The 11,970-nt window shown below is 40.2% G+C and carries 8 protein-coding genes; 6 read left to right on the top strand and 2 right to left on the bottom strand.

What is annotated here, in order from left to right:
* Positions 1-39 precede the first annotated feature (39 nt).
* Positions 40-705: a succinate dehydrogenase cytochrome b subunit gene (locus BC659_RS00210; RefSeq protein ID WP_133472572.1), complete on the bottom strand. Its 666-nt coding sequence runs from the start codon at positions 703-705 to the stop codon at positions 40-42.
* Between the two features lie 321 nt (positions 706-1,026).
* Here BC659_RS00210 and BC659_RS00205 point away from each other — a divergent pair, with 321 nt between their 5' ends.
* The 3 genes from BC659_RS00205 (at position 1,027) to BC659_RS00195 (ending at position 5,792) form a co-directional block, all read left to right on the top strand.
* Positions 1,027-2,277, top strand: a complete 1,251-nt coding sequence (locus BC659_RS00205) for an ABC transporter permease (protein ID WP_133472571.1) — start codon at positions 1,027-1,029, stop codon at positions 2,275-2,277.
* A 125-nt stretch (positions 2,278-2,402) separates the two neighbouring features.
* On the top strand, positions 2,403-3,347 hold the full coding sequence (tsaD, locus tag BC659_RS00200) for a tRNA (adenosine(37)-N6)-threonylcarbamoyltransferase complex transferase subunit TsaD (RefSeq protein ID WP_246027092.1): 945 nt from the start codon (positions 2,403-2,405) through the stop codon (positions 3,345-3,347).
* A gap of 342 nt (positions 3,348-3,689) precedes the next feature.
* Positions 3,690-5,792: a tetratricopeptide repeat-containing sensor histidine kinase gene (locus tag BC659_RS00195; protein ID WP_162847304.1), complete on the top strand. Its 2,103-nt coding sequence runs from the start codon at positions 3,690-3,692 to the stop codon at positions 5,790-5,792.
* Position 5,793: 1 nt separating this feature from the next.
* Here the strand turns inward: BC659_RS00195 and BC659_RS00190 are convergent, their stop codons facing one another.
* Positions 5,794-6,570, bottom strand: a complete 777-nt coding sequence (locus BC659_RS00190) for a LytR/AlgR family response regulator transcription factor (RefSeq protein WP_133472568.1) — start codon at positions 6,568-6,570, stop codon at positions 5,794-5,796.
* 359 nt (positions 6,571-6,929) lie between these two features.
* Here BC659_RS00190 and BC659_RS00185 point away from each other — a divergent pair, with 359 nt between their 5' ends.
* From BC659_RS00185 to BC659_RS00175, 3 genes are all read left to right on the top strand, one after another.
* Positions 6,930-8,555 carry an ABC-F family ATP-binding cassette domain-containing protein gene (locus BC659_RS00185; protein ID WP_133472567.1) on the top strand — a complete coding sequence of 542 codons (1,626 nt, stop codon included), beginning with the start codon at positions 6,930-6,932 and terminating at the stop codon, positions 8,553-8,555.
* A gap of 102 nt (positions 8,556-8,657) precedes the next feature.
* A complete protein-coding gene (locus tag BC659_RS00180) occupies positions 8,658-9,035 on the top strand; it encodes a retropepsin-like aspartic protease (protein WP_133472566.1) in 378 nt (125 codons plus the stop codon).
* A gap of 87 nt (positions 9,036-9,122) precedes the next feature.
* Positions 9,123-11,681 carry a M14 family metallopeptidase gene (locus BC659_RS00175; RefSeq protein WP_133472565.1) on the top strand — a complete coding sequence of 853 codons (2,559 nt, stop codon included), beginning with the start codon at positions 9,123-9,125 and terminating at the stop codon, positions 11,679-11,681.
* Positions 11,682-11,970: the final 289 nt, after the last annotated feature.

Genomic DNA, 11,970 nt, shown 5'->3' with positions numbered 1-11,970 from the left:
AGTAATTTTTTGACTTTTAACTTTTGGTTTTTGACTTTACTACACCCATTTAAAATAAAAACTGATCGGCATCATGGCAAATACCAATGGTACGATAATGGAAAATCCATATCCTATGGCGGTCAGTGATTTATTGTACTTTTTATTATGCACACCAAGTGTTTTGAAAGCACTCTGGAATCCATGCGCTAAGTGATAGGCAAGAGAAATACAGCCTACCACATATAATATTACCACCCACAGCACGCTGAACTCTGTCTGCATTTTTTCATAGAGGTTAATTTCCGGTCCTAACAGGAAACCCTGATTAGAACGGTTAGGGAACCAGAAATGCGACATATGCATGATCAGGAAAAGGAGAATCAAAGTGCCCAGCAAGCCCATGCTTCGGCTATACCATTTACTACCATCGCTGTAGGCGACCGCGTATCCAACCGATCTTTTCTTACGGTTTTCTACGGTTAGCAGGTAGCCCTGAATAATATGTAAGATAAACCCTGCAAACAATCCTATCTCAAGGATACGGGGTACCCAGTTGGAGCCCATAAAATGAGCAGCGTGTAAAAACATTTCACCACCATCCATGGCCCATATACAGGCATTCAATCCGGCATGTACAATCAAAAATAAAATCAGGAAAATACCAGTAAATCCCATGACCAGCTTCTTTCCAACAGATGAGGTAAATACTTGTTTCCAGGTCATATTGCAAGTTTATAGTTTAGGAAATCGCTGCAAAAATAGCACAGAACGTAATAGCATTTTCCGAAAACGTAAAAAGTTTTATTCTTTTATGTTGATAAACAATGTTTAAGTAGAAATGGTTCAGTAAAGTAGTTGAAAAGTCGGGAAGACCGGAAGTCCGGAAGAAATGTGTATTTGTTGGAAGATTTGTATCTTTACATAAGGTGATTTTGTCTCTAAATGAGTCATCTTTCGGACTTTCTGTCTTCCGGTCTCCCTGACTTTCCTTTCCACCCATAAAATTTAGTTTCTCTATCCACAATCTCCACTTACATTTGGTATATGTTCAAACTGCTGAATATATTGTGGAACAGTTTCCGGATGGCGTTACAGGAGTTGCGCGTCAATAAGCTGCGTACCTTTTTATCGCTTTTCGGCATTACCATTGGTATATTCTGCATTATCGGCGTACTGGCAACCGTAGATAGCCTTGAAAGAAAAGTACAGAATGATATAAAAGCTTTTGGTAACAATACCATATATATTGATAAATGGGATTACAGCGGCGGTGGCCCCGATTACCCCTGGTGGAAATACATGAAGCGCCCCAATATGAAAGTGGAGGAAATGCGTTTTATCAAAGCCAAAAGCCAGTTGGCCAGTAATCTCTGCTTTTTTGTTTCCAACAACGTAAACCTGAGCTATAAGGACAATATCCTGAGTAATGTAAATATTTATGGTATAACGGAAGAATTTACCTCCATCCAGACCATTGATATTGAATATGGCCGTTACCTTAATGAAGCTGAATTTCTACGCGGCACCACTTCTGGCGTCATTGGATATGTGGTGGCAGAACAGCTTTTTGGTAATCCGCAAAAAGCTGTAGGCAAACAGGTGTCGTACAATGGCAAGCGTGTGAATGTGATTGGTGTGATAAAAAAACAGGGACAGAGTTTTGTTGGAGGTTTTGATTATGATCAGTCGCTGATTGTTACCTACCGCTATTTTGCCAGCGTTTATAATCCTGATTACAGCAGCCCTTTTATTATGGTACAGGGTAAAAAAGACATACCCTCAAAAGCCCTGGCGGATGAATTGATAGGTGTTATGCGTCAATTGAGAAAACTGAGTCCGGCTGAAGAGAATAATTTTTCCTGCAATGATGTGGCCCAGTTCAGTGAGCAGGTAGGTGGCTTTTTTGGACAGGTAAGTGCAGGCGGATGGGCCATTGCAGGATTGAGTCTGATTGTAGGTGCTTTTGGTGTGGCCAATATCATGTTTGTTACAGTTCGGGAAAGAACCAGTCAGATAGGGTTGAAAAAAGCCATTGGTGCCAAACGAAGAACCATACTCACTGAATTTTTGCTCGAAAGTGCTTTTCTCTGTATCGTCGGTGGATTGATTGGTCTTGCATTGGTATGGATAATGTCGCTGGTGCTGAGTGCTGTACTTCCTTTCCCTATTTACATTGCACCTAATATTATCATACTGGCTTTAAGTATATGTATCGGGTTGGGTATTATTTCCGGTATTATTCCGGCATCCATTGCTGCAAAAATGGATCCTGTAGTGGCTATCCGCACGAAATAATCCATTTGCATCTTTGATTCAGTTAATTTTGCGATCTTTCTGAACACTAATTTTTTTGCATCAACAAACCGGTTACCATATTGGCCATTGAATCATCCTGCGATGAAACATCTGCATCTGTATGTGTGGATGGTAAAATCATGTCCAATTTTATCGCCAATCAAACGGTGCATGAACAGTATGGTGGTGTGGTTCCTGAACTTGCCAGCCGTGCGCACATGCAAAACATTGTTCCTGTTGTAGATAGGGCCCTGTTTGCCGCCAATATTGCCAAAAATGAGTTGTTATCTATTGATGCAATAGCCTTTACACAGGCACCTGGATTGATTGGTAGTTTGCTGGTCGGTGCACAGTTTGCCAAATCACTGGCTTTATCATTGAATAAACCATTAATCGGGGTGCATCATATGCAGGCGCACGTATTGGCTAATCTGATCGGTGATGATCCACCATCTTTTCCATTTTTATGCCTTACCGTAAGTGGTGGACATACCCAGATTGTTCTTGCACACACTCCGCTTCAACTGGAAGTGATAGGTGAAACAATTGATGATGCAGCAGGGGAAGCTTTCGATAAAACAGCCAAACTGTTAGGACTGCCGTATCCGGGGGGGCCATTGATAGATCGTTATGCAAAAGAAGGTAATCCAAAGGCATTCAGTTTTGCTGAACCACAGGTGCCGGAGTTAGGTTTTAGTTTTAGCGGATTAAAAACTTCCGTACTCTATTTTCTTCAGAAACAGGAACCCGGTTTTATAGAACAGCATCTGAATGATCTATGTGCATCTGTTCAATTCACCATCGTTAATATACTGATCAAAAAACTGAAGAAGGCTGTTCAGCAAACAGGGATCAAAAATATTTGTATAGCTGGAGGGGTAAGCGCCAATAGTGGTCTGCGTAAGGCATTACAGGAAGCCGGCGTTAAGTATGTTTGGAAAACATACATTCCTGCTTTTCAGTATTGTACTGATAACGCTGCCATGATCGCTATTACAGCTTATTACAAATACCTCGACCAGCAGTTTGTTGAACTGGATGCCGGTCCTAGTGCCCGTGCAGCATGGTAAACATTCTACAGGCTGATTTTAAATCTTTTTTTAAGCAGACAACGATCAGAAATCGATTACCTTGCCGGAAACTGCTGCGAAAAATGAATCTGTATCCATCTGGCTATCATTGCCATATAATGCCCTCTCCATTTCTTTTTTCTATTCTCATTACTGATTTATCGCTGAATAAATATGGTTGCTAAGAAATGGCTCACGCTCTGTTTTTGTTTATTGATTGTATTTTCTGCTTTGGCCCAACAAAAAAGGCTGGATAGTTTATTACAGGTAAACAAAACATACACTATCAGAGATTCCCTCAAAATAATTCACTACAGAAATATATTCCGTCAGTATGGAAACATGCAAAGGTTTGATCTTGCTGTGCTATACATCGACAGTGCAGCCAATCTTGCAAAGCAGCTTAAACTGAATATTGCCTTATACGATGTATATGAACGGGCAGGAAGATTACATCATGGGAAGTCACGTTATGCTGAAGCCCTTACTTACTATCAGAGAGCATATGATGTAAGTGTTGCCAGCCATAATATACGGGGTCAGGCTGGTGTGCTCCTGAACATGGGGGCATTATACCTGGATATTAAAGATTATGTACGATCGCTGGAAAAGCATCAGGCATCACTAACGATTTTTGAACAGATCGGAAATTCAGATGGTATCAATAGCTGTATCATGAATATCGGATTGATTTACCTCGATCTGAATCAGATAGAAAAAGCATTGCAATATATGAAGCGTGCACTTGCAGCATTTGAAAAAGAAGATCCGGGAGGAAGAGGAATTGCAGTGGCCCAACAGGCAATAGCATTGGCTTACATGCGTGCAACAGAAACAGAACTGACAAAAATGGGTATTCCTTATTCTGCTCAATACAATATGGCGTTGGCGGGTTTAAATAAGGCTTTGCCCATTGCATTTAAAGAAGATGATCCCGGACTTGCTTCTGCCATTCTCGCTGATATGGGTGAAGTGTATGATAGAAAGGGTGATACAGAACAGGCGCTTGTAGTTTTAAAAAAAGCAATGGAGATAGATGTATCACATGAAGAATATATTGTAACTGCAGAGAATTTCTATAAGGTGGGTTTACATTTTATAAAACTGGAGGATGATAAAAACGCCCTGCATTATTTCAGGCTTGCAATTGCTGTAGGAGAAAAACACCGTACTCTCGGAACCCTGAAATCTGTATATGAGCAAATGAGTTATTTATTTGAAAGACAAAAAAGCTTTGATAGTTCACTGTTTTTTTTCAGGAAACATATTGCTGTAAGGGACAGCTTATATGGCGAGGAGAAGGAAAAAGAAATTACAAGACAGCAATTAAGACTTGATATAGATATCAGAGATAGAGAATACAAATACGGCAGGCAATTAATGGCGGAAGAGTTGAAGCAGCAGGTATTACTTGCCGAGCGACAGAAAGATCAGTTGGCGCTGGCAGAGAAAGAAAAAAGCCTTCAACGCTTATTGTTTTTACAGGAACAGTCGAAATTAGAAAACGAAGCACGTCAACAGGCAGATGCTTTTCAATTACAGCAGGATCGTACCCGTTTTGAAAAAGCTATTACGCAAAAGCAGATTATCAACCAGCAACTTGAACTGCAGTATAATAGAAACCTTAACCTGATTTTTCTGATTGCTGTATTGGTATTACTGGGAACTGCAGCAGCTATTTACCAGAGTCAGCGAAAAGGGAAAAGACTCAATGCGATTATCAGTGTGCAAAAAAAAGAACTGGAAGAGTTGATACATGTAAAGGATCAGGTACTCGGCACACTTAGTCACGATATGCGTACTCCCATCAATTCATTAATTTCCTTTACGCACCTGCTCGAACAGGATGGTATTTCGCAGGATAAAATGAAACTGTATGCAGGTCAATTGAAAAATTCACTTGGTTATACACAGAATCTGATGGATAACCTGCTCAAATGGGCTACCAGTCAGATAGATGGCTTTAAGCCGAATTTTGAACCCGTAAATCTGCGTGAAATAACTATTCAAGTGCTGTCGACACTCGGAGAAACAATGGAGCAAAAAGAGATGACAGTTGAAAATTATATAGGAGAAGATATATGTATGATGGCTGATAAAGAGATGCTTGCATCTGTTATTCGGAATCTTTTAACGAATGCAATAAAGTTTAGTCATAAACAGGGAAAGATTACACTTACTTCAGTGGGTGATGAAAAATACAGCACGCTCTCCGTGGTAGATTTTGGAATCGGCATGGAAGATCAAAAAGTAGTATTGATTAATAGTGCGGGTTCTCATTCTGTAAAAAGCTCAAGGGGAACGGGACAGGAGAAAGGTAACGGACTCGGTCTCATTCTTTGCAAGTCTTTTGTAACAATGATGAATGGAGAAATGAAGGCAGAAAGTGAACTGAATAAAGGAACCGTTTTTACCATACAACTTCCTGCAGTAAAAGTTGTATAAATTAATCGCCGAATCTTTTTAACAGTTTTCCTTCCACTACAGACTCTATCAGGCTTTGTCTGTAAGAACTACTGATCGGAATTATGGTTTTATCCAATAGTTGCACTTCCGTATTAGTAACGGAACCTATCTGTAGTAAATTGATGATATACTGTCGATGAATTCTTCTAAATATTTTGGGTGATAACTGTCTTTCAATATTTTTTAAACTGACCAATACAACCGATTTTTTTTGTCCGTTAATATGGATTTTTGAAAAATCGCCCATGCTTTCAATATAAGTGATGTCCTGGATGTTAAGTTTGCTATAATTGTTGTTCTCTTTGATAAAGAAAAATTCATCTGTGGAAAGCCGGCTTCCAAATTCAGAAATTTGATTCTCTGGATCGAATTTCTCACTATAGAGTTTTGTATTATTCTTGATTTCAATATACTCAATAGCTTTGTCAACTGCTTTTTTTACGCGTTCAAAACTGGCAGGTTTTATAATATAATCAATTGCGTCAAGATTATAGCTTTCAGCAGCATATTCTGGAAAGGACGAAATAAAAATGAATACCGGAGGTTTACTGATGCCTTTTAATAAATCGATGCCATTCATGCGAGGCATATCTATATCGGAAAACACAATATCTGCCGATTGTACTTGTAATAAGGCTGCTGTTTCTTCTCCGTTATTGCAGGAGGCGATGACAGTGATATTTTTTATTTTGGATAAGTGAAAAAATAAAGCGTCTCTTTCAATTATATTATCGTCGGTAATGATGGCGGTGTACATCGTTTTTCTAAATCAGGATATTAGTAGGTGTAAATATAAGAACATGTAAATTGTTGATTAAAAGAATTTTGTATCCAGATTATAAACTTTACCCATGGATATCTGTAAAGTATAAATCTTATATATATTTTTTTATCAAAGTCTGACGGGCAAGTCATCGGCAACCCTTTTCATTAAAGTTTTCTTTATCAAAGGAGACTGTCAGGGTTACGAAAACAAATATCGTTCTACTTGCGACATTCAGTTGCAGCATAATAGCATAAACATAATCTTATGGGGCCGGGACACAGGTTCAGGAAAAACAAAGTAAAAATCCATGCTTTAATCGTAATTTTGCGCCCTGAAAACAACGAAAAGCAATGATCAGCGCAAGAAATATCACCCTGGCTTATGGTAAAAGGGTATTGTTCGATGAAGTAAATATCAATTTCATAAAGGGTAACTGTTATGGTGTAATTGGGGCCAATGGAGCCGGCAAGTCTACTTTTCTTAAAATCCTGAGCGGCGAGATTGAACCCAATAAAGGGACCGTAGAAATTACGCCTGGTGAAAGGATGTCATTCCTTAAGCAGAACCAGTTTGAATTTGATGAGTGTACTGTATTGAATACGGTACTGATGGGCCACCAGAAAATGTGGACCATCATGCATGAAAGAGAAGCGATTTATGCCAAAGCAGATTTTTCTGAAGAAGATGGTATCCGTGCAGGTGAACTGGAAGCTGAATTTGGTGAAATGGGTGGATATACGGCAGAAAGTGATGCGGCTACCTTATTGAGTAGTCTGGGCATTAAAGATGATATGCACGCAAGCCTGATGAAGGATATTCCCTCTAACATGAAAGTGCGGGTCTTGCTTGCCCAGGCTTTATTTGGTAACCCTGATATCCTCCTGCTCGATGAGCCTACCAACGGTCTGGATATTGAAACCATTGGGTGGCTTGAAAACTTTCTGGCAGACTACGAAAACATTGTACTGGTAGTGAGTCACGACCGTCACTTTCTGGATACCGTATGTACCCACGTGGCTGATGTGGATCGCTCTAAAATAAAAGTATTCACGGGTAACTATACCTTCTGGTATGAGTCATCTCAGTTAATGAGCCGTCAGATCAATGATAAGAATAAGAAAGTGGAAGAAAAACGTCAGGCATTGATCGACTTTATTGCCCGCTTCTCTGCAAACGCTTCCAAAAGTAAGCAGGCTACTTCCAGAAAGAAGGCATTGGAGAAACTGACCATTGAAGAAATTGAACCTTCCAACAGAAAATACCCTGGTATCATTTTCCAGCCATTACGTGAAGTAGGTAACCAGATATTGAATATTGAGAACCTTAAAAAAACGGTAGACGGGCGTGTGCTTTTTGATAAAGTAAATTTCAGCATCAATAAAGGAGAGAAAATTGCTTTTCTGAGTAAGGATCCGCTTGCGGTTACCAGTTTCTTTGAAATTATTAATGACAATGCGCAGGCCGATGCCGGAAAGTTTGAATGGGGCACTACCATCACAAAAGCCTACCTGCCTGTAGAAAACAATGAATTTTTTAAAGAAGGTCTTAATCTGATGGATTGGTTACGTCAGTTTGTGCCTGCACATGTAACAGATGCGGATGAACCATTCATCCGTGGTTTCCTCGGAAAAATGCTGTTCAGTGGCGACGATATCATGAAGAAAACAAATGTGCTGAGTGGAGGTGAGAAAGTGAGATGTATGGTAAGCCGCATGATGCTGCAGAATCCTAACCTGGTGGTATTAGATCAGCCAACCAACCACCTTGATCTGGAAAGTATCCAGAGCTTTAACGAAGGTTGTATCAGTTTCCCGGGTATTGTATTGTTAACATCGCATGACCATACATTTATGCAAACCGTGGCGAACAGAATTATTGAATTAACACCCAAAGGAATCATAGATCGTCTGATGACTTTCGATGAATACATGGAAGACAAAAGAGTGAAGGAATTAAGAGAGGAAATGTATGCGTAATACGCCTGAGATGTAGTGTGGTAGCGTATTTACCGCAAAATTTTACTGAATGGTTGTTTTATGGTTAATGGTAGTTACATTAGCATAAAACAACCATTTTTTATGTCAGTTATAAAGCTTCCATTGTTATTTGTTGGTTCAAAAGGTGAGAGAAGATTATACTCATTGTTTGATAGTGGTGCTAATTTATCCTGCATTCATCCGGCATATATTGATCAGATTGCGAATAAGGAAAAATTACCAACTCCAAGATATATTGCTACGGCCAGTGAGGGGCAACGCATAGAAGTGACACACCGTGTAATCGTCGATTTCTGGATTGAAGATGTGGTTGTGAGTGACGAATTTCTATTAGTGCCGGGATTGACGGAAGAAGCAGTAATAGGTGCAGCTACCATGCAGAAATGGCGCATCAAATTGGATTTCGAACATGATACAGTGCATGTTGATCCTAAAGTGATGAAAATGCAGCTGATTTAAATACCTGCATAACTATTTCACCCAGCCATCCACCACTTGCGGATGGCTTTTTTGTTTTCATTATCTTGAGTGCCCAAAATACTTATCATGAGAAAGATGCTACTGTTTATTGCGGTCATGGTAACCACCATCACCTATGCACAGGAACTCAGTTATTACCTCCCTAAAAATGTAAGCTACAATGCTGCCATACCCACGCCATCCTCTGTTATCGGGCATGAAGTAGGGGAGTGGCATGTAACACACGACCGTCTGGTAAATTATATGAAGGCCGTAGATGCAGCCTCAGACAGGGTAACAATACAGCAACTTGGTACAACCTATGAAGGAAGGCCGCAACTGGCACTGGTGATTACTTCTCCCAAAAATCAGCAGAACCTGGAACAGATCAGGCAACAGCATGTGCAGTTAACGCAGGCCGATAAATCCGGGAATCTCAATATAAATGACATGCCTGTTGTTGTATGGATAGGACATAGTATTCATGGAAATGAAAGCAGCGGATCTAATGCATCTTTATTAACGACTTATTATCTGGCGGCCGCCCAGGGACCAGAAATAGAGGCATTACTTGATAAAACAGTGATTCTTCTGGACCCCTCTTTTAATCCGGATGGGTTGAACCGTTTTGCCACATGGGCCAATATGCATAAGAGCCAGACAATGGTAGCAGACCCGCAGGCGAGAGAATTTAATGAAGTGTGGCCGGGTGGACGTTTCAATCATTATTGGTTTGATTTAAACAGAGACTGGTTACCTGCGCAACACAGGGAGAGCCAGAACAGATTGCAACTGTTTCATCAGTGGAAACCCAATATTCTGACAGATCACCATGAAATGGGCAGTAATGCATCTTTCTTTTTTCAACCCGGTGTACCCTCACGTGTAAACCCAAATACCCCTGCAAAAAATCAGGAGCTTACTGCAGCCATCGGTAATTTCCACGCTAAATATTTCGACAGCATCGGATCCTTGTACTTTACCAAAGAAGGCTACGATGATTTTTATTATGGAAAAGGATCTACCTATCCTGATATCAATGGTGGGGTAGGTATTCTGTTTGAGCAGGCAAGCAGCCGGGGGCATGCACAGGAAACAGAAAACGGACTACTTACCTTTCCCTTTACCATCAGAAATCAATTTACAGCTGCCTTGTCAACACTTGCAGCTGCAAAATCGCTGCGTACAGATATGCTGAAGTTTCAACGCGACTTTTTCAAAGAAGTTGAGAAGGAATCAGCCGCCTACCCGGTTAAAGCTTTTGTGGTTGGCGATCAGTATGATCATACACGTACACAAACCTTTATTCAAATGCTGTTGCGCCATCAGGTAGATATCTTCAGTCTTAAACAGGATTATGCAGCTGATGGTAAACAATTTAAAGCAGGTAAAGCCTTTGTAATTCCTGCCAGTCAGCAGCAGTTTAAAATCATTAAAACCGTTTTTGAGAAAACATTTGAATACAAAGACAGTCTTTTTTATGATGTCACTGCATGGACCATGTCATTGGCTTTTGGTATGCCAACTGCAGAAGTGAAAACCAGCTACGATCAATTGCTGGGGGCTAAAGTGATCAATGCCGTACCGTTGAGTATACCTTTAATGAATTTGTCTCAGAATGCAACCGCCTATGCTTTTCGCTGGGATGATTATAATGCCCCCAAAGTATTACATCGTTTGCAGACAAAAGGTATCAAGGCTAAAGTAGCTACACAGAAATTCAAAATGATGGTAGATGGTAAGGAGGAATCTTTTGAATATGGCACCATTGTAATACCTGCTGCAACACAGGCGTTAAAAGGAAAAGAACTGGCTGGCCTCATCGGCACGGAAGCTGCTGGTACAGGCGTAGAGGTTTTTGCTTTACCAACGGGTTTGGCAGCTGGTGGAATTGATCTGGGAAGTGCCAGTCTTAACAATGTAAAACAGCCAAAAATTATGATGTTTGGCGGTAATGGCACCAGTGCCACAGATGTAGGTGAAATATGGCATATGATCGATATCCGTTATAATATTCCTGTGAGCATTGTGGATGTGGATCGTTTCAACAGCATCAATGCCGATCGGTACAATGTTATCATCATGCCCTCAGGTTCTTATAATAACCTCAGTAAGCCTGCTCAGGATAAGTTGAGAGAGTGGATTAGTGCAGGCGGTACACTGATTGCTACCGAAGATGCCACCAAATGGCTTTCTGTAAATGGATTCACAAAGGTGATTTTTAAAAATGCAGATGAAAAAAGAGATACGACCTTACAATTACCCTATTATCTCCGCTCAGATGAAATGCGAGCAAAAGATATGGCAGGCTCTCTTTTTGAGGCAAAACTTGATCTAACCCATCCACTTGCTTATGGTTATCGCGATCCATCGGTAAGCATATTTAAATCGAATACCCTGTTCATGGACCAGAACAATAATCCTTACGATTCACCCGTGATGTATACAGAAAACCCCCTTCAGAGTGGTTATTTGTACAGAGGGTACAAAGAAGTGGTTAAAAAAACAGCAGCGATTAATATTGACGGGGTAGGAAGAGGGAAAGTGATATCAATGGTCGATAACCTGAATTTCAGGGCATTCTGGCTGGGTACTTCCAAGCTGTTTATGAATGCGGTATTTTTTGGGGATATTATCAGGTTGTAGTGCTTCCTTCGTCAGGATCATAAGTCCGAAAGACCGGAAGTCGGGAAGACTGAAAGAAGATTTTACTGATGTTTTTGTAATCGTAAACTATCACAAAAACATCAGTAAATCAACGATCAATACAAGATTTATTTTTTCATATGTATATAGTAAACGGCTTTCAGACTTCCCGACTTTCGGACTTCCTGACCTTCGATTGTGGATAAACTGAAAGTCTAAATCAAATTTTCAAGGGGAATGTGAACAAATTTCCCAAAAAAAGCGGTTTTTGTATGGATAATTTGGTGCA

This window comes from Sediminibacterium goheungense (assembly GCF_004361915.1).
Lineage (GTDB): Bacteria > Bacteroidota > Bacteroidia > Chitinophagales > Chitinophagaceae > Sediminibacterium > Sediminibacterium goheungense.
The sequence above is the reverse complement of the archived record's forward strand: the minus strand, read 5'-3'. Positions and strand labels throughout refer to the sequence as shown.

Coding starts and splice junctions, on each gene's coding strand:
- BC659_RS00210 (WP_133472572.1), bottom strand. CDS start 705: ATGACCTGGAAACAAGTATTTACCTCATCTGTTGGAAAGAAGCTGGTC.
- BC659_RS00205 (WP_133472571.1), top strand. CDS start 1,027: ATGTTCAAACTGCTGAATATATTGTGGAACAGTTTCCGGATGGCGTTA.
- BC659_RS00195 (WP_162847304.1), top strand. CDS start 3,690: ATGCAAAGGTTTGATCTTGCTGTGCTATACATCGACAGTGCAGCCAAT.
- BC659_RS00190 (WP_133472568.1), bottom strand. CDS start 6,570: ATGTACACCGCCATCATTACCGACGATAATATAATTGAAAGAGACGCT.
- BC659_RS00185 (WP_133472567.1), top strand. CDS start 6,930: ATGATCAGCGCAAGAAATATCACCCTGGCTTATGGTAAAAGGGTATTG.
- BC659_RS00180 (WP_133472566.1), top strand. CDS start 8,658: ATGTCAGTTATAAAGCTTCCATTGTTATTTGTTGGTTCAAAAGGTGAG.
- BC659_RS00175 (WP_133472565.1), top strand. CDS start 9,123: ATGAGAAAGATGCTACTGTTTATTGCGGTCATGGTAACCACCATCACC.